The following is a 19562-nucleotide window of genomic DNA, read 5'->3' as shown; positions in this document are numbered from 1 at the left end:
CACGAGGAACGTGCGTACCCTTCCGCAACGTTCCCCCCCACGGGAGCCGGCCCCCACGCACGGGGCCCCGCACCGGACGAAGCGGTGCGGGGCCCGAGGCGCGGACGCGCGCTCACATCCCGGCGATGAGCTTCTCCACCCGGTCGTCCACCGACCGGAACGGGTCCTTGCACAGCACCGTGCGCTGCGCCTGGTCGTTCAGCTTCAGATGGACCCAGTCCACCGTGAAGTCCCGGCGCTGTTCCTGCGCGCGCCGGATGAAGTCGCCGCGCAGCCGCGCCCGGGTGGTCTGCGGCGGCACGGACTTGCCCTCGAAGATCTTCAGGTCGTTGCAGACGCGGGCCGCCTGCCCCTTCTTCTCCAGCAGGTAGTACAGGCCCCGCCTGCGGTGGATGTCGTGGTACGCGAGGTCTATCTGCGCGATCCTCGGGTGCGACATGGTCATGTTGTGCTTGGCCCGGTACCGCTCCAGCAGCTTGTACTTCATGACCCAGTCGATCTCGGTGCCGATCCGGTCCAGGTCCTCCGCCTCGATGGCGTCCAGCGTGCGGCCCCACAGCTCCAGGACCTGCGCCACCGTGCCCGTGCGGATGCCGCGCCGGTCCACGAAGTCGGCCGCCTTCTCGTAGTACTCGCGCTGCACCTCCAGCGCGGACGCCTCGCGGCCACTGGCCAGGCGAACCTTGCGGCGGCCGGTGATGTCGTGGCTGACCTCGCGGATCGCCCGGATCGGGTTCTCCAGCGTGAGGTCGCGCATGACCGTGCCGGCCTCGATCATCCGCAGCACCAGGTCGGTCGCGCCGACCTTCAGCAGCATCGTCGTCTCCGACATGTTGGAGTCGCCGACGATGACGTGCAGCCGCCGATAGCGCTCGGCGTCGGCGTGCGGCTCGTCGCGGGTGTTGATGATGGGGCGGGAGCGGGTCGTCGCCGAGCTGACGCCCTCCCAGATGTGCTCGGCGCGCTGGCTGACGCAGTACACGGCGCCGCGCGGGGTCTGGAGCACCTTGCCCGCGCCGCACAGCAGCTGGCGGGTGACGAGGAACGGGATGAGGATGTCCGCGAGCCGCGAGAACTCTCCGTGCCGCGCCACGAGGTAGTTCTCATGGCAGCCGTAGGAGTTTCCCGCCGAGTCGGTGTTGTTCTTGAACAGGTAGACGTCGCCCGCGATTCCCTCCTCGTGCAGGCGGCGTTCGGCGTCCACGAGCAGACCTTCGAGAATGCGCTCGCCCGCCTTGTCGTGCGTGACCAGCTCGGTCACGTTGTCGCATTCCGGCGTCGCGTATTCCGGATGCGAACCCACGTCGAGGTAGAGGCGGGCGCCGTTCCGCAGAAAGACATTGCTGCTGCGGCCCCATGACACGACACGGCGGAAGAGGTAGCGCGCCACTTCGTCAGGAGACAGTCGGCGCTGTCCCCTGAACGTGCACGTGACGCCGTACTCGTTCTCCAGCCCGAAAATGCGGCGGTCCATGTCAGAACATTACGCCTGACGGCCCCCGCTGAAACCGGGTTCGACCGTACCGTTTCGATCATTTTCCGATACACGCACCGGTTCTCCCGCTTCCGGCCGGTCCGCGGCGGCCGGAACGGCCAGCACCCGCCGGGTCGCCACCAGCACCAGCAGCGCCGCCGCTCCCCCGGCCCCGGCGACCGCGAAGCTCCACGGCACCCCCGCCAGCTCGACCGCGGGGCCCGCGGCGGCCGAGCCGACCGCCGCGCCGACGCCGAAGGTCGTCACCAGCCAGGAGAACGCCTCCGTCACCGTGCCGCGCAGCGCGTGCCGGTCCACGACGATGAACGCGCAGGCGATGGCCGGCGCCAGGAAGACGCCCGCCACGGCGGCCAGCGCCGTCATCGCGGCCACCCCGGGCGCCAGCACCAGCGGCAGGTAGCCGAGCGCCAGCAGCCCCACCAGCAGCCGCAGCCGCGCCTCGGGCTCGCCAGCCCAGGACCGCGCGCCGTACACGAGCCCGCCGGCGAGCGCGCCGACCCCGAGCGCCGCCATCAGCGCCCCGTACACGGCGTCGCCGCCGTGCAGATCGGAATAGGCCAGCGCGGCAACCGTGATCGACCCCATCGCGAGCCCCACGAAGAAGAACGCGGCCAGCAGCGCGAGCAGCCCGGGCGAGCGCAGCGCGCCCAGCCAGTGCGCCTCGCGCGGCTCCGAACGCCACGCGCGCGAGGGCGCCGACGCCACCACCGACAGGGCGCCCACGACACCGGCCACGTTGATCACCAGCAGCGCCGCCGCGGGCGACCACAGCCAGACGAGGACGGTCACGAGCAGCGGCCCGACGGTGAACATGACCTCCTGCGCCACGGCGTCCAGGGCGTACGCGCGGTGCACCCGGTCCCCGCCGCCCAGGACGCTCGGCCACAGCGCCCGCAGCCCGCCCTCCAGCGGCGGCGTGAAGAACCCGGCCACGACGACCGCCGCGAACGCGACCGGCAGCGCGCCGGTCCCGGCCACCGCGAGCCACGCCATGCCGAGCGCCGAGACGAGCGCGGCGGGCAGCTGGACCCGCGGCTGGCCGTACAGGTCCACGGCCCGGCCCAGCAGCGGCTGCCCCGCCGCCGTCGCCAGCCCGTACACGGCAGCGAGGGCGCCCGCGAGGCTGTAGCTGCCGCCCTCCGCGCGCGTGAACAGCGCGATCGCGATGTGCGCCGTGCCGTTCGGCAGCCGCCCGACGAGCGTGCCGACCAGAAGCCGCAGCGCGTGCGGGGCCCTGAGTATGTCGGCGTACCCGCCGCTCGCCGCAGCCATCGCCCGCTCCTCCTCCCCGGCGGCCCGCCGGGGTTTTACGTATAACGTCGGACGTCATACGTACCATGTCCGCAGCCGCGGGGTCCACCCGCGCGCACCCAGAGCGACCGCCCCGCAGCCCCGCGGCGGTCCCGGAACAGACCCACGGAGGCGGACGCGCGTGAAGGCCCCGGAACCCGTCGGCGGGCCCCGGCCCACCAGCCGCGACGTCGCGACCGCCGCCGGCGTCTCCCAGGCCACCGTCTCCCTCGTCATGGGCGGCAAGTGGCGCGGCCGGGTCTCCGAGCGCACCGCCGACCTGGTCCGCGAAACGGCCCGCAGCCTCGGCTACCGCCCGAACCTCGCCGCCCGGAACCTCCGCCTGGGCCGTACGCGCACCGCGCTGCTCGTCGTCCCCGCGCTCACCAACGAGTTCTTCGCGCGCGTCTACACCGGCGCCTCCGCCGTCGCCGCCCGCCATGACATCGGCGTCGTCCTCTACCCCTCACCCGAGGGCATCGGCCCGGCAAGGGACCCCTTCGCCTCGGCCCGCGCGGCCCTGGACGGCATCATCGCCTCCTCCATGGCCACCGACGCCCTGCGCGCCTTCCGCGACACGGCCCTGCCGCTCGTCATGCTCGACAGCGACCCCGCCGACCCGGGCTCCGCCGCGCAGGTCAACCTCGACATCGCGGACGGCATGCGACAGGTGACGGACCATCTCCTCGCGCTGGGCCACCGACGGTTCGTCCACCTCGCGTCCGCCGTGCCGTCCTGGACCTTCGACGTCCGCGCCCGGGCCCTCGCCACCGCCCTCGACCGTCCCGGCGTCACCGTACGGACCGTGCCCGCGCCGCTCGACGTGCCCGGCGCCCGCCAGGCCGCCACCCGCTCCCTGACCGCGCCCGGCGCCCGCCCGACCGCCCTGGTGTGCGACGACGACCTCATCGCGGCCGGTGCCTGCAAGGCCGTACGCCGCCTCGGCCTGCGCGTCCCCGAGGACGTGTCCGTCACCGGCTTCGACGACCTGGCCCTCGCCACCGCCGTCGAACCGGAGCTGACCACCGTCGCACTGCCCGCCGAGCGGGTCGGGGAGCGCGGCATGGAGGCCCTCCTCGCCGTCCTGGAAGGCCGCAGCGCGCCCCACGGCGACCTGCCCGTGACCCTGCGCGTCCGCGCCTCCACCGCCCCGCCGCCACCCGGCTGAGCCCGGCGAGCACCCCGCGTACGCCGCCGGACGCCCGCATCCGCGTACGCCGAAGCCCCGGCCTGCCCGCAGAGGGGCCGACCGGGGCTCGTGACACCGGGCAGGGCTAGTCCTCCGCGCCCTCGGCCTCGTCGTCGGCGGCGTCCGTCGGGGCCGTCGCGGGCTCCTCGGCCGCCAGCAGCCGCGCGAGCTGCCGACCCACGATGCGCTTGAACTTCCGGGACTGCGGACGCGTGCGGTCCAGCACGGCGACCTCAAGGCGCTCGGCGGGGATCTCCCGCTCGCTGCCGTTCGTGTCCCGCGACAGCGCCTGCACGGCCAGCTTCAGCGCCTCCGCCAGCGACATCCCGTCCCGGTGCCGCTGGTCCAGGAAGCTGCTGATCTGCTCGGCGTTGCCGCCGACGGCCACCGAGCCGTGCTCGTCCACGATCGAACCGTCGTGCGGCAGGCGGTAGATCTGGTCGCCCTCCGGCGACGTGCCCACCTCGGCGACGACCAGCTCCACCTCGTACGGCTTCTCGCCCGCGCTGGAGAAGATCGTGCCGAGCGTCTGCGCGTACACGTTCGCCAGTCCACGGGCCGTCACGTCGTCACGGTCGTAGGTGTATCCGCGCAGGTCCGCGTACCGCACGCCGCCGATGCGCAGGTTCTCGTACTCGTTGTACTTGCCCGCGGCGGCGAAGCCGATCCGGTCGTAGATCTCGCTGAACTTGTGCAGCGCGCGGGACGGATTCTCGCCGACGAAGACGATGCCGTCGGCGTACTGCATCACAACAAGGCTCCGGCCCCGCGCGATGCCCTTGCGGGCGTATTCCGCCCGGTCGGCCATGGCCTGCTGGGGTGAGACATAGAACGGCGTAGACACCGGCTATCCGTCCCTTTCTGTCAGTGGCGAGAACATCGGGGGCAGCATCAGAGCAGCTCGGCGCGCGGACCGTCGGGCTGGTCCATCCGGCGCTCCAGCACGGAACGCGAGACGTCCGACGCCTCCGCGTCCGTGAGGCGGCGGAACCCGTCGTCCGTGATCACCGTGACGATCGGGTAGATGCGGCGCGCCACGTCCGGGCCGCCCGTCGCCGAGTCGTCGTCCGCCGCGTCGTACAGCGCCTGCACCACCAGCGTCACGGCCTGCTGCTCGGTGAGGTCCTCGCGGTAGAGCTTCTTCATCGACCCGCGCGCGAACAGGGAGCCCGAGCCGGTCGCCGCGTACCCGTGCTCCTCGGAGCGGCCGCCCGTGACGTCGTACGAGAAGATGCGGCCCTTCTCGCGGTCCACGTCCCACCCGGCGAACAGCGGGATCACGGCGAGGCCCTGCATGGCCATGCCCAGGTTGCCGCGGATCATGGTGGAGAGCCGGTTCGCCTTGCCCTCCAGGGAGAGCTGGGCGCCCTCGACCTTCTCGAAGTGCTCCAGCTCCAGCTGGAACAGCTTCACCATCTCGACGGCGAGGCCCGCCGTCCCGGCGATGCCCACGGCCGAGTACTCGTCGGCCGGGAAGACCTTCTCGATGTCGCGTTGCGCGATCATGTTGCCCATGGTGGCGCGCCGGTCACCGGCGAGGACGACGCCCCCCGGGAACGTGGCGGCGACGATCGTCGTGCCGTGCGGCACCTCGATCGCGCCCTGCACGGCGGGCAGTGTCCGACGCCCGGGCAGCAGCTCCGGCGAGTGCTCGGCGAGAAAGTCCATGAAGGACGAGGACCCGGGCGTCAGGAAGGCAGCCGGCAGACGCCCGGTGCTACGGGTGTTGGCTTCCACGAGTTCCCCTCCACGTGTGCGACGGCCCGCCTGATGACGCCTGGGTCATCTCTCAGCTTGCCGATGGCGGAATTGCGGTTGAAGCACGGTACGCCACGGACCTTACCCGTACCGTGGCGAAGATCAACATGCCGTCCGGGGATGACGGGGCCGGGCCGCGCGGGCACGACGCGAACCCCCTGAGCTGCGGCTTCCTCCATGGGCGCCGCCGTCCAGGCCCAGGCGCACCGCCTCGGCGGAGCGGGACGGCGCGCCGCCCGGACGGCCGGGCGAGCGAACGCCGCGCGCGGCGCGGTCCCGCCGCACCGCACGCGGCGCCTCGCTCCCCCGCTTCCGCCCGGACCCCCCGGCCTTCGTCGTCGAAGTCAGACGGCTGTCACTGGCCGCCCTTCTGCACGAATGACCTCACGAAGTCCTCGGCGTTCTCCTCCAGGACGTCGTCGATCTCGTCCAGGACGGAGTCCACGTCGTCGCTCAGCTTCTCGTGGCGCTCCTTGAGGTCCTCCGAGGCCTGCGCCTCGGGCGCCTGGTCCTCGACCTCCTCGGTGGAGCGTGTGGCCTTCTGCTGGCCGCCGCCGGTGTCCTTGGTCGCCATATCCCTCACCCCGCTCGGAATTGCCCGCTTGGTCAGGTGTCTCAAGATCAGACCCTACAAGCCCGGTCTGACATCGGCCCTGTCTTTCTCGACGTCCGGGGCCCACTTCCATGATTCCCCGCGACGGCGCTCCGAAAGCGCTTCTCAGCCGCCCGAAAGGACCCGGACCAGCTCCTCCGCCGTACGGCAGCGGTCCAGCAGCTCCTTCACGTGCGCGCGGGTACCCCGCAGCGGCTCCAGTGTCGGCACCCGCTGGAGGGTGTCCCGGCCGGGCAGATCGAAGATCACCGAGTCCCAGGAGGCCGCCGCCACGTCGTCCGCGTACTGCTCCAGGCAGCGGCCTCGGAAGTAGGCCCTGGTGTCCTCCGGAGGCTGCTTCTCGGCCCGCTCCACGTCCGCCTCGTCCAGCAGGCGCTTCATGCGCCCGCGGGCCGCCAGACGGTTGTACAGGCCCTTGTCGGGGCGTACGTCGGCGTACTGGAGGTCCACGAGGTGGAGGCGCGCGGCGTCCCAGCCGAGGTCGTCGCGGCGCCGGTAGCCCTCCATGAGCTCCAGCTTGGCGACCCAGTCCAGTTCCCCGGCGAGGCTCATCGGGTCGTTCTCCAGCCGTCCGAGCGTGTCCTCCCAACGGGTGAGGACGTCCGCCGTCTGCTCGTCCGCGTCGGCGCCGAAACGGTTCTCGACGTACTTGCGGGCCAGCTCGCAGTACTCCATCTGGAGCTGGACGGCGGTGAGTGTCCGGCCGTTGCGCAGCGTGATCAGGTGCTGGAGCGTCGGGTCGTGGGAAACCTGGTGGAGCGTGCGGACGGGCTGGTCGACGGCGAGGTCCACGGTGATGAAGCCGTCCTCGATCATCGACAGGACGAGCGCGGTCGTGCCGAGCTTCAGATAGGTCGAGATCTCCGACAGGTTCGCGTCGCCGATGATCACATGGAGGCGGCGGTACTTCTCGGCGTCGGCGTGCGGCTCGTCCCGGGTGTTGATGATGGGCCGTTTGAGTGTCGTCTCCAGGCCGACCTCGACCTCGAAGTAGTCCGCGCGCTGGCTGATCTGGAAGCCGTGCTCCTGGCCGTCCTGGCCGATGCCGACGCGTCCCGCGCCCGTGACGACCTGGCGGGAGACGAAGAAGGGCGTGAGGTGCCGCACGATGTCCGAGAACGGGGTCTCCCGCTTCATCAGGTAGTTCTCGTGCGTGCCGTACGAGGCGCCCTTGTTGTCGGTGTTGTTCTTGTACAGGTGGATCGGCTGGGCGCCGGGCAGCTGGGCGGCCCGTTCGGCGGCCTCGGCCATGATCCGCTCGCCGGCCTTGTCCCACAGGACGGCGTCGCGGGGGTTGGTGACCTCGGGGGCGCTGTACTCCGGGTGCGCGTGGTCCACGTAGAGCCGGGCGCCGTTGGTCAGGATGACGTTGGCGAGGCCGATGTCCTCGTCGGTGAGCTGGCTGGAGTCGGCGGCCTCGCGGGCGAGGTCGAAGCCGCGGGCGTCCCGCAGCGGGTTCTCCTCCTCGAAGTCCCAGCGGGCGCGGCGCGCCCGGTGCATCGCCGCCGCGTAGGCGTTGACGATCTGGGACGAGGTGAGCATGGCATTGGCGTTCGGGTGGCCGGGGACGGAGATCCCGTACTCCGTCTCGATGCCCATTACTCGCCGTACGGTCATGCGGCCCTCCTTGCCCGGCGGCGTCCCCGCGCGGAAACGGCGCCCGAGTACCGGTTCTCCGAAGCGTGTGCGGTGCCCGACCCCGCACTGCGCGATTCGGCGGTACGGATGAGCCTAGAGCGCCTTGGCGCTGGGGGGGAGATCAATTGTGTCATTGCTCGGGTGTGGTCCGTATCTGGCGGTACCCCGGAATGCGGCCGGCTGCGGATGCCCTCCCCCTTTCGGGGGTCGTCCTCCCCTTTCGGGGGTCCGGGACATCCGCAGCCGGTTCTGCGCGCTCCTACAGGTACTGGCCGGTATTCGCCACCGTGTCGATGGAGCGACCGGTGTCCGCGCCCTGCTTTCCGGTGACGAGGGTGCGGATGAAGACGATCCGCTCGCCCTTCTTTCCGGAGATGCGGGCCCAGTCGTCCGGGTTGGTCGTGTTGGGCAGGTCCTCGTTCTCCTTGAACTCGTCCACGCACGCCTGGAGGAGGTGGGAGACGCGGATGCCCTTCTGGTTCTGGTCGAGATAGGCCTTGATGGCCATCTTCTTCGCCCGGTCGACGATGTTCTGGATCATCGCGCCGGAATTGAAGTCCTTGAAGTACAGGACTTCCTTGTCGCCGTTGGCGTACGTGACCTCGAGGAACCGGTTCTCCTCGGTCTCCGCGTACATCTGCTCCACGACCGACTGGATCATGGCCTGTGCCGCGGCTTCCTTGGAGCCGTTGTGTTCGGCGAGGTCGTCCGCGTGGAGCGGCAGCGACGGGGTGAGGTACTTGGCGAAGATGTCCTTGGCGGCCTCGGCGTCCGGACGCTCGATCTTGATCTTCACATCGAGCCGGCCGGGGCGGAGGATCGCCGGGTCGATCATGTCCTCGCGGTTGGAGGCGCCGATGACGATGACGTTCTCGAGGCCCTCGACACCGTCGATCTCGGCGAGCAGCTGCGGGACGATCGTGTTCTCCACGTCCGAGCTGACGCCGGAGCCGCGGGTGCGGAAGAGGGACTCCATCTCGTCGAAGAAGACGATGACGGGGGTGCCCTCGGACGCCTTCTCACGGGCCCGCTGGAAGACCAGGCGGATGTGCCGCTCGGTCTCGCCGACGTACTTGTTGAGCAGCTCCGGGCCCTTGATGTTCAGGAAGTAGCTCTTGCCCGCGGGCTGCCCGGTGACCTCCGCGACCTTCTTCGCCAGGGAGTTCGCGACGGCCTTGGCGATGAGCGTCTTGCCGCAGCCGGGCGGGCCGTACAGCAGGATGCCCTTCGGGGGCCGGAGCTCGTGCTCCTTGAAGAGGTCGGGGTAGAGGTACGGGAGCTCGACCGCGTCGCGGATCAGCTCGATCTGGTTGCCCAGGCCGCCGATCTTGTCGTAGTCGACGTCCGGGACCTCTTCGAGGACGAGTTCCTCGACCTCGCTCTTGGGGATGACCTCGTAGACGTAGCCGGATCGGGGCTCGAGCAGCAGCGCGTCGCCGGGCCGGATGGTGACGTCCAGCAGGGGCTCGGCGAGCCGTACGACTCGTTCCTCGTCGGTGTGGCCGATGACCAGGGCGCGCTCGCCGTCCTCGAGGATCTCCTTGAGGGTGACGATGTCCCCGGCGCGCTCGAACTCCATCGCGTCGACCACGTTGAGCGCTTCGTTGAGCATCACTTCCTGGCCCCGCTGGAGCTGGTCGAGCTCGACGCTGGGGCTCACGTTCACCCGGAGCTTGCGGCCCCCGGTGAAGATGTCACACGTGCCGTCCTCGTTGGCCTGAAGGAAGACGCCGAATCCGGCCGGGGGCTGGGCAAGGCGGTCGACCTCCTCCTTGAGGGCCACGATCTGGTCGCGGGCCTCACGGAGTGTGTTGGCGAGCCGCTCGTTCTGCGCGGACACGCCGGCCAGGTTGGTCTGCAGCTCGACGATCCGCTCCTCGAGAATCCTCGTGTGTCGCGGAGAGTCGGCGAGCTTGCGTCGCAGGACGGCGATTTCCTGCTCGAGATAGGCAACCTGGCCGGCGGGGTCATCAGACCCCCGCCCCGGCCGGATGCCGCGGTTGATGTCGTCGTCGTGGGCTGCCACGGTCCTCACCTCCTCCAAGGGGAGCTGGACGCTTCCAGACCCTACCTGCGTGGGTGGTGATTGAAACCCCTAGATCACAAAGACTCTCGAGGTGTGTCCGATCTTCACCCTTGCGCTCTCCCCCACGTCAAGGGAATACCCACCCATCAACATCGGAAAGCTGCCGGTTGTATCGTCGTCAGTGGCCAACACCCGTCAGGGGTGGCCGGACTTACTTCTCGACGCTTCACCCGACGCAGGAAACGGCAGGGCATATGACCGCGCAGCACGAGGCTCCCACCACGGCCGCCGGAGAGGCTCTGGAGGTCTGGATCGACCAGGATCTCTGCACCGGGGACGGTATCTGCGCGCAGTACGCGCCCGAGGTGTTCGAGCTTGACATCGACGGCCTCGCGTATGTCAAGAGCCCCGACGACGAACTGCTGCAGGAGCCGGGCGCGACGACTCCGGTACCGCTGCCGCTGCTTCAGGACGTGGTGGATTCGGCCAAGGAGTGCCCGGGCGACTGCATTCACGTGCGCCGCGTTTCGGACAGGGTCGAGGTGTACGGCCCGGACGCCGAGTAACCGTCCCTCAGCGGTCCGTTGCGGTGGTGCGCAGGAACGTCCCGCCGGTCCACCGCCATTCGACGGTCTCCTGCTTGTCGGGGCAGCAGCGGGGTACGTCCGGGGAGGAGTAGCCGAGGAGGGTCGCGGTGACGATCCCGTCACGGACGGCGAGGCCGCCGACGCTCAGGGCGTCCGCGGGGGCGACGAGGGTCGCGACGACGCGGGCGCCCTTCGTCCCGCCCTTGGCGTGGGTGAGGACGTACAGGCCGTGCGGCGGGGTGCCGGACCCGGCGCGGCAGTGGGCGGCGGCGACGGTCTCGGGGCGGCCGTCCCCGTCGAGGTCGCCGGTGGCGGTTTTGGGCACGGCGGTGGGCACTCCGGTGCAGGTCAGCGGGTATGCGGCGGTGGCCGCGTCGGGCGCGGGCGCGGCGGCGGCGTGCGCGTTGGCGGGACCGGCGGCGGGGTCGGTGGCGGTGGCCGCGTCGGGCTGCACGAGGCCGGCCAGGGCGATGACCCCGGCCATGGCGGCGGCGGTCGCGAGCCAGTGCGTGGGGCGGGCGTGGGTGTGCGCGAGGTCCGGGAGGTCGGAGGTCTGCACGCGGGTTGTCTCCTGTGGTCGTGCGGTGGCTGTGGGCTGTCGCCGGGGGGAGTGGCCAGCATCGTGCCACACGTCACAGGTGCCGGGTAGCGGGGGGTGGGGGCCGCCATCGGGAGGGGCCGGTACGGGTGTCGGGCGGGCACCGGGTGAACACGGCCGCGCCGCCCCGGAGTTTCCCGTACGGCGGGGCAACTCGGGGGCGGCGCTGTCGCGTTGTGGTGCGGGTCAGCCCTTGTTGGGGCCTTCGTAGTCGTCGCCGTAGGCGCCCTTGGCGGGGCGGCGGCGGCGCATGGGCGGCTCGACGCCGTCCGCGAGGCGGCGGGCGGTGACGAGGAAGCCGGTGTGGCCGATCATCCGGTGGTCCGGGCGGACGGCCAGGCCCTCGACGTGCCAGTTGCGGATCATCGACTCCCACGGCTGCGGCTCGGCGTAGCAGCCGATCTCGCGGATGGACTCGACGGTCCGCGCGAGCTGGGTGGTCGTCGCCACGTAGCAGCAGAGGATGCCGCCGGGGACGAGGGCCTTGGAGACGGCCTCCAGGCACTCCCAGGGGGCGAGCATGTCGAGGATGACGCGGTCGACGTCGGTGTCCGACAGATTGTCCTGGAGGTCGCCCACGGTGAGCTGCCAGGCGGGGTGGGGGCCGCCGAAGTAGCGCTCCACGTTCGCCTTGGCGATCTCCGCGAAGTCCTCGCGGCGCTCGTAGGAGTGGAGCATGCCGCTGTCGCCGATGGCGCGGAGCAGGAAGCTGCTCAGCGAGCCCGAGCCGACACCGGCCTCCACGACGCGGGCGCCGGGGAAGATGTCGGCGAAGGCGAGGATCTGGCCCGCGTCCTTCGGGTAGACGACTGCGGCCCCGCGGGGCATGGACAGGACGTAGTCGGGGAGCAGGGGGCGCAGCGCGAGGTAGGCGACGTTTCCCGTGGTTCGGACAACACTGCCCTCGGGGGCGCCGATCAGCTCGTCGTGCGGGAAGGAACCCTTGTGGGTGTGGAAGTTCTTCCCGGCCTCGAGCGTGAACGTGTAGTGGCGTCCCTTGGGGTCGGTGAGCTGGACCTGGTCCCCGACCTTGAAGGGCCCGCGACGGCGGGCGGCACCAGTCGGTTCGGACATGTGACCAGGGTACCCGGCGGTGGCACGGGCCCCGACCACGGCCGCCTCGGGAGTGTGCCGGGGCGGCGGGCGGCGACGCGGGCTACGGGCGGGTGGTGCCGGGGCGGGCCATGGCCTGGACGAAGGCGCGCTCGACGTCGGCGGTGGACAGCACCCCGTACACCTCGCCGGTGTCCTCGACCACGAGGTACTCGGTGGCGGGGGTCTCGCGGAGCTTGTCGAGGAGCGGCTCCCCGGCGAGGTCGGCGGGGACCCGCATGCCGTCGGTGAGGTCCTGGGCGAGGCCGCTGACGGCGACCCAGGGGCGGCGGTGCTGGGGGACGCCGACGATGGCGGTCTCGCGGACGAGGGCCGTGGGCTCGCCCTGGCCGTCCACCACGACGATGGCGCGGGCGCCCGCCTCGTTGGCGCGGCGCAGCGCCTCGGACAGGGGCGTGTCGGGCGGTACGGGGACGGCGCGCCGGGTCAGCGTGCGGGCCCGCAGGTCGGGGAGGCGCTCGCGGAGGCGGGCCATGCGGAGGCTGTTGCCCGCGCCGGTCCAGATGATCGCGGCGAGGATGGCGGCGAGGAGCGCGTCCATGACCGTGTCCATGCCGCTGAGGTCCCTGCCGTCGCCGAGGGCGCCGGTCTGCGTGAGCAGGGGCAGGCCGATGAGGACGGTGACGGCGAGGGCGCGGCCGGCCCAGGCGGCGGCGATGGTGCCGCTCATGGGCTTGCCGGTGATCTTCCAGACGACGGCGCGGAGCATGCGGCCGCCGTCGAGGGGGAGGCCGGGCAGGGCGTTGAAGGCGGCGACGATCAGATTGGAGATCGTCAGGCCGGCGAGGAGGACGAAGGGGACCGTGCCGGGCTCCACGGCGTGCAGACCCGCGTAGAAGGCTCCGGCGAGCACCAGGGAGAGCAGCGGGCCGACGAAGGCGAGGACGAACTCGCGGCCGGGGGTCTCGGACTCCTTCTCGATCTCGGAGACGCCGCCGAAGAACTGGAGCTGGATGCGGCGGACCGGCAGCTTGAAGCGGAGCGCGGCGACCGTGTGGGCCAGCTCGTGCACGAGGACGGAGGCGTAGAACGCGACGGCGAAGAAGAGCGAGACCAGATAGCGGAGGTTGCCCAGCTCGGGCAGGACGCGGTCGAGCTGGCCGCCGAAGACCCAGGTGATGAGGGCGGCGACGAGGAACCAGCTGGGGGCGACGTAGACGGGCACGCCGAAGATCCGGCCCATGAGGAGGCCGCCGCCGTCGGCGGGGCGCCGCTTGGCGGGACCGGGGCTCTTTCCGGCGGGCTCGGACCGCGGGCGCGTGCTCTCGCCGCTCTCGTCGTCCTGGTTCACGGGTTCCCTTCGGCGTGGGGGGGGTGGGAGTGGGGTGTTTCCCGCTCGATCATGCAGTGTGTGATGGTCTGCCGTCGATGGTATGCCGACGGCTGTCGGTGGCGGGTCGTAGGGTCTGAGACATGACTTCGAGCCCGCAGCCCTCCCTGTCGAGCCCGCGGCCGCCCGTGTCGCTCTCGCCGTCCCGTGCCAGTGACTTCATGCAGTGTCCCCTGCTGTACCGGTTCCGGGTGATCGACAAGCTTCCGGAGAAGCCCAGCCCGGCGGCGACGCGGGGCACGCTGGTGCACGCGGTGCTGGAGCGTCTCTTCGACGACCCGGCGGCGGAGCGTACGGCTCCGAAGGCGCGGGCGATGGTGCCGGGGCAGTGGTCGCGGCTGCTGGAGTCCCGGCCGGAGCTGGAGTCGCTGTTCGAGGACGACGAGGACGGGGAGCGGCTGGCGCGCTGGCTGCGGGAGGCCGAGGAGCTCGTCGAGCGGTGGTTCACGCTGGAGGACCCGACGCGGTTGGAGCCCGCGGAGCGCGAGCTGTTCGTGGAGACCGAGCTGGAGTCGGGGCTGCGGCTGCGGGGCGTGATCGACCGGGTGGACGTGGCGCCGTCGGGCGAGGTGCGGATCGTGGACTACAAGACGGGCAAGGCGCCGCGCCCGGAGTACGGCGACAGCGCGCTGTTCCAGATGACGTTCTACGCGCTGGTCGTGTGGCGGCTGAAGGGGGTGCTGCCGCGCCGGTTGCAGCTGGTGTACCTGGGCAGCGGGGACGTGGTGACGTACGACCCGGTGATGGCGGACCTGCGGCGGGTGGAGCGGAAGCTGCTGGCGCTGTGGGACGCGATCCGGAAGGCGACGGAGACGGGCGACTGGCGGCCCCGGCCGACGAAGCTGTGCGGCTGGTGCGACCACCGGGCGTTCTGTCCGGAGTTCGGCGGGACTCCCCCGGTCTACCCGCTGCCGGTGCAGTCCACCGGGCCGGGGCAGAATGGGCCGGGACCAGCGATCTCTTGAGGAGTGCCCGTGGCCATCCGCGTCCTACTGGTAGACGACCAGCCGCTGCTGCGCACCGGTTTCCGGATGATTCTGGAGGCGGAGCAGGATCTGGCCGTGGTGGGCGAGGCCGGGGACGGCCTCCAGGCGCTCGACCAGGTGCGGGCGCTCCAGCCGGACGTGGTGCTGATGGACATCCGGATGCCGCGCATGGACGGTGTGGAGGCGACTCGGCAGATCACGGGGCCGGGGCGGGACGGACCGGCGAAGGTGCTGGTCCTGACGACGTTCGACCTGGACGAGTACGTCGTGGAGGCGCTGCGGGCGGGCGCGAGCGGCTTCCTGCTGAAGGACGCCCCGGCGAACGAGCTGGTGCAGGCGATCCGGGTGGTGGCGGCCGGTGAGGCGATGCTGGCGCCGAGCATCACGCGGCGGCTGCTGGACAAGTACGCGGACCACCTGCCGTCGGGGGACGAGCCGGTGCCGGACGCGCTGAACACCTTGACGGACCGCGAGGTGGAGGTGCTGAAGCTGGTGGCGCGGGGACTGTCGAACGCGGAGATCGCCGCGGACCTGTTCGTGTCGGAGACGACGGTCAAGACGCATGTGGGTCATGTGCTGACCAAGCTGGGCCTGCGGGACCGGGTTCAGGCGGCGGTGTACGCGTACGAGAGCGGCCTGGTCCGGCCGGGCGCCCAGGACCGGTAGGGGCCCGCGCCCGGCGGGTCGCGCGGGGCCTGGGTGCCGGTGCGCCGGGGCGGGCCTGGCGCCGCTGGGACCCGGGGCGTGTGGGTGCCGCCGGGCCGGCGGCACCGGACCGGTAGGGGGCTGCGACGGCCCCTGGTGGCGAGGCCCGGGGACCCGGGGCGTGGGTGCGCTGGGTCGGGGGCAGTGAGCTGGGCCCGCCGCCCAGGAGCGGGACTGCGCCGGTACCTGGTGGTGAGGCCCGACGGGCTGCGCTGGGTCCGAGTGCGTACGCGTCCGGTGCGAGAGCTGCGCCGGGCCCGGCTGCGTGCGGGCCGGCGCGTGGCCGGAGCGGCGGGCCCCTGGCGCGGAGGCGCTGCGGGCGGCGTGGCCGGGTGGCCCGCAAGGGCGATGGCGGTGGGGGCGGCGGCCTGCGGGGCACGTTGGCCGTTCGGCGACTGGACGCGGTGCCCGCGCCGTGGCGGGCGGTTCCCCGTCCAGGGGCGGGCAGGTGGCTCACCAGGAAGACGGCGGCTTGCGCGGGCGCGCCGCATCCCCGGCGCGTGGACCTCGTACCGCGGGCCGCCGTACGGGGCGAGACCCGGCTCCGTCCAGGGGGGCAACGTACGTACGGGGCGTGCGGCCTCCCGAGGGCCGGAAGGGGTACGGCTCACGGCACCTCGTGAGGACCGCGTGCGAGGAGTGCTCCATGGTTCCCGCGTGCCCCGCTGGCGCTCCGGGAGGCGGCGCCCGGCTGTCGTGGCGTACGAGCTGCCCGCGAGCGCCTCGTCGTACGCAAGACGCCGGTGCCCCCGTGGTGGACCACCACGGGGGCACCGGCGTACGGCCGTCGCACCCGACCCCGTTCGGCGCGGCCGGGCGCGACGCCGGGCGTCAGCCCTTCTTGATCTCCCAGAACCTGAACACCGTGGAGGCGTCGAGCGTCCACTCCAGGCCGGTGATCGTGTTGTGGGCGACGGCGTACTGCTTGGCCTGCCAGAGCGGGAGCAGCGGGATGTCCTCGGCGACGAGGTTCTGGAGCCGGTCGAAGTCGTCCTGGGCGGAGGCGCGGTCGGCGGCGGCCGCGGTGTCCGGGATGATCTGGCCGGTGATCTTGGTGTTCTCGTAGTGGTTGCCGAGGACGTTGCCCTCGCCGAAGAACGGCTGCGTGAAGTTGTCGGGGTCCGGGTAGTCGGGCACCCAGCCCTTGACGTAGACGCCGTACTTGCCGGCCTCGATGTCCTTCTCGTACTGGTCGTACTCGACGGACTTCACGTCGGCCTGGAACAGCCCGCTGTCGTTGAGCTGCTTGGCGATGGCGCGGATCTGCTCGTCCGTGCCCGGGCCGTAGCGGCTGGGCGTGGAGTACAGGGTGATCTTGACCGGGTCCTTGATGCCCTCGTCCCGCAGGGCCTTCTTGGCCAGGTCGGGCTGCGGGCGGTCGCCGTAGCGGTCGAAGAAGGCGGTGTTGTGGCCGAGGATGCCGGCCGGGACGATCGAGTACAGCGGGGTCGCGGTGGACTCGTAGACGTCGTGGACGAGCGCCTGGCGGTCCACCAGGTGGGCGATGGCCTTGCGGACGCCGAGCTTTCCGGCGACCGGGTCCTTCATGTTGAAGACCAGGTGCTGGACCTCGGCGCTGGAGCCCTCGATGACCTGGATGCCCTTCTGACCGGCCGTTGGCGAGTCGTTGAGCTTCTGGATGTCGTCCGAGGCGAGGCCCCGGTAGGCGACGTCGATCTCGCCCTTGGTCAGTCCCTCCGCGAGGGCCTTGCGGTCGCCCTTGTAGAACTTCAGCGTGATGCCGTTGTTCTTGATCTTGGCGGTGCCCTTGTAGTCCGGGTTGACGGAGAAGACGGCCCTGTCGTCGCTGAAGGACTCCAGCCTGTACGGGCCGGATCCGACGGCCTTGCCGTCCGTGCGCAGGCCGTCGGCCCGGTACTCCCGGTGGTCCACGATGGAGCCGGCGCCGGAGGCGATCTTGCTGGGGAAGGTGGCGTCGGGCACCTTGAGGGTGAAGACGACGGTCCTCTCGTCCGGGGTCTCGATCTTGTCGATCGTGGAGAGGAGCGGGCCGGGACCGTTCTCGTCGTTGATCTTCAGGGCGCGCTCGAAGGAGAACTTCACGTCCTCCGAGGTGAGCGGGTTGCCGTTGCTGAACTTCAGGCCGTCGCGGAGGGTGCAGCGGTAGACCCGGCTGGCGCCCTTCTCGAAGTCGCAGCTCTCGGCGGCTTCCGGCTGGGGCGTGGTGGCGCCCTTGGGGAAGCTCAGCAGGGACTGGAAGACGTTGTTGAACAGCAGCCACGAGCCGGGGTCGTACCCAGTGGCGGGATCGGTGGCCAGGACTTCGTCGGACATGCCGACGACGATCGTCCCGGCGCCACCGGCGCCCGAGCCCTGGTCGGTGCCGCAGCCGCTGAGCGTGGCGGCGGCGAGCCCCGCGGCGAGCGGGGCCGTCAGCCACTTGTTGTGTGCCTTCACTGGAACCTTGCCTCTGGATCTCTTGGTACAGCAGGGGTCAGGCGATACCTCGGCCGAGCTCCCAGAGCTGCAGGTCCGAGGAGGTGTTGAGGGCCCATTCGACGCCGGAGAGGGTGTCGCGGGAGGCGACGTACTGCTTGCCCTGCCACAGCGGGAGGAACGGGACGTCTTCGGCGACGATGTCCTGGAGCCGCTGGAACGAGGGGTCCGCGGCGGCGCGGTCGGCCTCCCGGCGCGAGGCGGGGATGAGCCGCTCGCGGGCCTCCTCGTTCACATAGGGCGTGTTGAGGAAGTTGTCGGCGTCAAGGAACGGCGCGATGTAGTTGTCCGGGTCGGGGAAGTCGGGGAACCAGCCCAGTCCGTAGACGGCGTAGTCGCCGCGCTTCTGGGCGGGCCGGAACTCGGACCACTCGCTGCCCTTGACGGTCACGTCGAACAGGCCGCTCTCGTTGAGCTGGTCGCGCAGGGCGGCGAACTCCTTGGCGGTGGCGGCGCCGTAGTGGTCGGTCGTGTAGTGCAGGGTCAGCTCGACCGGGGTGTCGATGTGCGCCTCGCGCAGCAGGGCGGCGGCCTTCTCGCGGCTGGGCTCGCCGTACTTGTTGAAGAACGAGCTGCTGTGCGTGACGATCGTGGAGGGGATCAGCGAGTACAGCGGCCTCGCCGTCTGGCCGTACACGTTGCTCGTGATGCGGTCGCGGTCGACGAGGGCGGCGATGGCCTGGCGTACGGCCTTGTCCTTGACGACGGGGGCCTTGGTGTTGAAGGCGAGGTAGCGGATCTCCAGGCCGGGGACCTCGGTGAGCTTGATGCCCTCCTGCCGGTCGTTCTCGAACTCCTTGATCTGCTCGGGCTCCAGCGTGCGGGTCATCATGTCGATGTCGCCGGCCTTGAGCGCCTTGGCCATGGCGTCGGCGTTGTCGAAGGTGCGCAGTTCGACGCTCTCGTTGCGGACCTTCACGTCGCCCTTGTAGCGGGGGTTCCGGGTGAAGGCCACACCGACCAGGCGCCCGTCGCGGACGTGGGGGCGCATCGTGTACGGGCCGGAGCCGTCCACCTGGAAGCCCTCGCGGAGTTCGGTGGCGCCGTATTTGTCGCTGCTGACGATGCCCGCGACGGGCGTGGCCAGCTTGTACGGGAAGGTGGCGTCGGGCGTCTTCAGGTGGAAGACGACCTCGTGGTAGCCCTTGGCCTCGATCGTGTCGATGGTGGAGAGGAGGCCGGAGGCGCCGTTGTCCGACTTGATGGCCAGGACGCGCTCGATGGAGTACTTGACGTCGCGGGCGGTCACCGGCTTGCCGTCGGAGAAGACGAGGTCCTCGCGGAGCAAGCAGCGGTAGCTCTGGCTGAGCCGGTCGGTGAACTGGCACTGGGAGGCGGCGTCGGGGACGGGGCGGCCGCCGCCGCGCGGGATGCGCGTGAGGGTCTGGACGGTCTGGCGGAGCACGTTCCAGACGCCGCTGTCGTACGCGTACGCCGGGTCGAAGGGCGCCGGGGACTCGGCGGACGAGGCGAACCGGTCGGTCGTCCCGACGACGATGTCGCTGCCGCCGGAGGCGCCGCTCGTGTCGCTGCCGCAGGCGGCGAGGAGCGGGGCCAGCAGTCCGGCGATCGCCGGCAGCGCCAAGGTCTTGCGGTTCATGGGTCGTACTCCTGGTCCGGCACGGGGGTGGTGCGTGTGCGGAGCCTCCGCCGCGGGCGCCCGGGTGGGGCGCGGCGATCGGGCCGGGATACGAGCGATCGACCCCGTGGCACACGGCCGCTTTGTGGCGGCCGCGCACCCGAGGGAAAGAGCGGCGGGAGTGCTCGGCGAAAAGAT

17 protein-coding genes are annotated in these 19562 nt (G+C 71.2%); 4 read left to right on the top strand and 13 right to left on the bottom strand.

The features are described from left to right. Nucleotides 1-112: 112 nt before the first annotated feature. Both pafA and J116_RS23425 read right to left on the bottom strand, forming a co-directional pair. Nucleotides 113-1474 carry a Pup--protein ligase gene (gene pafA / locus J116_RS23430; protein WP_023589522.1) on the bottom strand — a complete coding sequence of 454 codons (1362 nt, stop codon included), beginning with the start codon at nucleotides 1472-1474 and terminating at the stop codon, nucleotides 113-115. Nucleotides 1475-1483: 9 nt separating this feature from the next. Further along, complete coding sequence (locus tag J116_RS23425) at nucleotides 1484-2767, bottom strand: MFS transporter (protein WP_023589521.1); 1284 nt, start codon at nucleotides 2765-2767, stop codon at nucleotides 1484-1486. 160 nt (nucleotides 2768-2927) lie between these two features. Here J116_RS23425 and J116_RS23420 point away from each other — a divergent pair, with 160 nt between their 5' ends. Continuing rightward, on the top strand, nucleotides 2928-3953 hold the full coding sequence (locus tag J116_RS23420) for a LacI family DNA-binding transcriptional regulator (RefSeq protein WP_023589520.1): 1026 nt from the start codon (nucleotides 2928-2930) through the stop codon (nucleotides 3951-3953). A 106-nt stretch (nucleotides 3954-4059) separates the two neighbouring features. Here the strand turns inward: J116_RS23420 and prcA are convergent, their stop codons facing one another. The 6 genes from prcA to arc form a co-directional block, all read right to left on the bottom strand. Then, nucleotides 4060-4818: a proteasome subunit alpha gene (gene prcA, locus J116_RS23415; RefSeq protein ID WP_023589519.1), complete on the bottom strand. Its 759-nt coding sequence runs from the start codon at nucleotides 4816-4818 to the stop codon at nucleotides 4060-4062. A gap of 47 nt (nucleotides 4819-4865) precedes the next feature. After that, the gene (gene prcB / locus J116_RS23410) at nucleotides 4866-5711 is read right to left on the bottom strand and encodes a proteasome subunit beta (RefSeq protein ID WP_023589518.1); all 846 of its coding nucleotides are present in this window, start codon (nucleotides 5709-5711) and stop codon (nucleotides 4866-4868) included. Further along, complete coding sequence (locus tag J116_RS28830; protein ID WP_079147796.1) at nucleotides 5663-5911, bottom strand: endonuclease domain-containing protein; 249 nt, start codon at nucleotides 5909-5911, stop codon at nucleotides 5663-5665. The genes prcB and J116_RS28830 overlap by 49 nt, the downstream gene beginning before the upstream one ends. Nucleotides 5912-6087: 176 nt before the next feature. Next, nucleotides 6088-6306 carry a ubiquitin-like protein Pup gene (locus tag J116_RS23405; protein ID WP_023589517.1) on the bottom strand — a complete coding sequence of 73 codons (219 nt, stop codon included), beginning with the start codon at nucleotides 6304-6306 and terminating at the stop codon, nucleotides 6088-6090. 144 nt (nucleotides 6307-6450) lie between these two features. After that, nucleotides 6451-7962 (bottom strand): depupylase/deamidase Dop, encoded by a 1512-nt coding sequence (dop, locus tag J116_RS23400; RefSeq protein ID WP_023589516.1) that lies wholly within the window; start codon nucleotides 7960-7962, stop codon nucleotides 6451-6453. A gap of 280 nt (nucleotides 7963-8242) precedes the next feature. Then, nucleotides 8243-10009, bottom strand: coding sequence for a proteasome ATPase (gene arc, locus J116_RS23395; protein ID WP_023589515.1), 1767 nt, complete (start codon nucleotides 10007-10009; stop codon nucleotides 8243-8245). 254 nt (nucleotides 10010-10263) lie between these two features. Here arc and J116_RS23390 point away from each other — a divergent pair, with 254 nt between their 5' ends. Next, nucleotides 10264-10575: a ferredoxin gene (locus J116_RS23390; RefSeq protein WP_023589514.1), complete on the top strand. Its 312-nt coding sequence runs from the start codon at nucleotides 10264-10266 to the stop codon at nucleotides 10573-10575. 7 nt (nucleotides 10576-10582) lie between these two features. Here the strand turns inward: J116_RS23390 and J116_RS23385 are convergent, their stop codons facing one another. The 3 genes from J116_RS23385 to J116_RS23375 form a co-directional block, all read right to left on the bottom strand. Next, a complete protein-coding gene (locus J116_RS23385) occupies nucleotides 10583-11155 on the bottom strand; it encodes a hypothetical protein (RefSeq protein WP_028964444.1) in 573 nt (190 codons plus the stop codon). Between the two features lie 225 nt (nucleotides 11156-11380). Continuing rightward, nucleotides 11381-12268 (bottom strand): tRNA (adenine-N1)-methyltransferase, encoded by an 888-nt coding sequence (locus tag J116_RS23380; RefSeq protein WP_023589512.1) that lies wholly within the window; start codon nucleotides 12266-12268, stop codon nucleotides 11381-11383. Between the two features lie 82 nt (nucleotides 12269-12350). Continuing rightward, a complete protein-coding gene (locus J116_RS23375; protein WP_023589511.1) occupies nucleotides 12351-13598 on the bottom strand; it encodes a site-2 protease family protein in 1248 nt (415 codons plus the stop codon). A 122-nt stretch (nucleotides 13599-13720) separates the two neighbouring features. On the opposite strand from J116_RS23375, the gene J116_RS23370 reads away from it, so the two are divergent. Continuing rightward, complete coding sequence (locus J116_RS23370; protein WP_023589510.1) at nucleotides 13721-14602, top strand: RecB family exonuclease; 882 nt, start codon at nucleotides 13721-13723, stop codon at nucleotides 14600-14602. Between the two features lie 9 nt (nucleotides 14603-14611). Next, nucleotides 14612-15289 (top strand): response regulator, encoded by a 678-nt coding sequence (locus J116_RS23365; protein WP_023589509.1) that lies wholly within the window; start codon nucleotides 14612-14614, stop codon nucleotides 15287-15289. An 870-nt stretch (nucleotides 15290-16159) separates the two neighbouring features. On the opposite strand, the gene J116_RS23360 is transcribed toward J116_RS23365, so the two are convergent. After that, nucleotides 16160-17746 (bottom strand): ABC transporter substrate-binding protein, encoded by a 1587-nt coding sequence (locus J116_RS23360; RefSeq protein WP_023589508.1) that lies wholly within the window; start codon nucleotides 17744-17746, stop codon nucleotides 16160-16162. A gap of 37 nt (nucleotides 17747-17783) precedes the next feature. Then, nucleotides 17784-19385 (bottom strand): ABC transporter substrate-binding protein, encoded by a 1602-nt coding sequence (locus J116_RS23355; RefSeq protein WP_023589507.1) that lies wholly within the window; start codon nucleotides 19383-19385, stop codon nucleotides 17784-17786. Nucleotides 19386-19562: the final 177 nt, after the last annotated feature.

This window comes from Streptomyces thermolilacinus SPC6 (genome assembly GCF_000478605.2).
Lineage (GTDB): Bacteria > Actinomycetota > Actinomycetes > Streptomycetales > Streptomycetaceae > Streptomyces > Streptomyces thermolilacinus.
This window is presented reverse-complemented; position numbering and strand designations above follow the sequence as displayed.

What these genes read in the sequence shown, in the direction of transcription:
- pafA (WP_023589522.1), bottom strand. Translation starts at nt 1,474, where the DNA reads ATGGACCGCCGCATTTTCGGGCTGGAGAACGAGTACGGCGTCACGTGC.
- J116_RS23425 (WP_023589521.1), bottom strand. Translation starts at nt 2,767, where the DNA reads ATGGCTGCGGCGAGCGGCGGGTACGCCGACATACTCAGGGCCCCGCAC.
- J116_RS28830 (WP_079147796.1), bottom strand. Translation starts at nt 5,911, where the DNA reads ATGGAGGAAGCCGCAGCTCAGGGGGTTCGCGTCGTGCCCGCGCGGCCC.
- J116_RS23405 (WP_023589517.1), bottom strand. Translation starts at nt 6,306, where the DNA reads ATGGCGACCAAGGACACCGGCGGCGGCCAGCAGAAGGCCACACGCTCC.
- dop (WP_023589516.1), bottom strand. Translation starts at nt 7,962, where the DNA reads ATGACCGTACGGCGAGTAATGGGCATCGAGACGGAGTACGGGATCTCC.
- J116_RS23390 (WP_023589514.1), top strand. Translation starts at nt 10,264, where the DNA reads ATGACCGCGCAGCACGAGGCTCCCACCACGGCCGCCGGAGAGGCTCTG.
- J116_RS23380 (WP_023589512.1), bottom strand. Translation starts at nt 12,268, where the DNA reads ATGTCCGAACCGACTGGTGCCGCCCGCCGTCGCGGGCCCTTCAAGGTC.
- J116_RS23370 (WP_023589510.1), top strand. Translation starts at nt 13,721, where the DNA reads ATGACTTCGAGCCCGCAGCCCTCCCTGTCGAGCCCGCGGCCGCCCGTG.
- J116_RS23355 (WP_023589507.1), bottom strand. Translation starts at nt 19,385, where the DNA reads ATGAACCGCAAGACCTTGGCGCTGCCGGCGATCGCCGGACTGCTGGCC.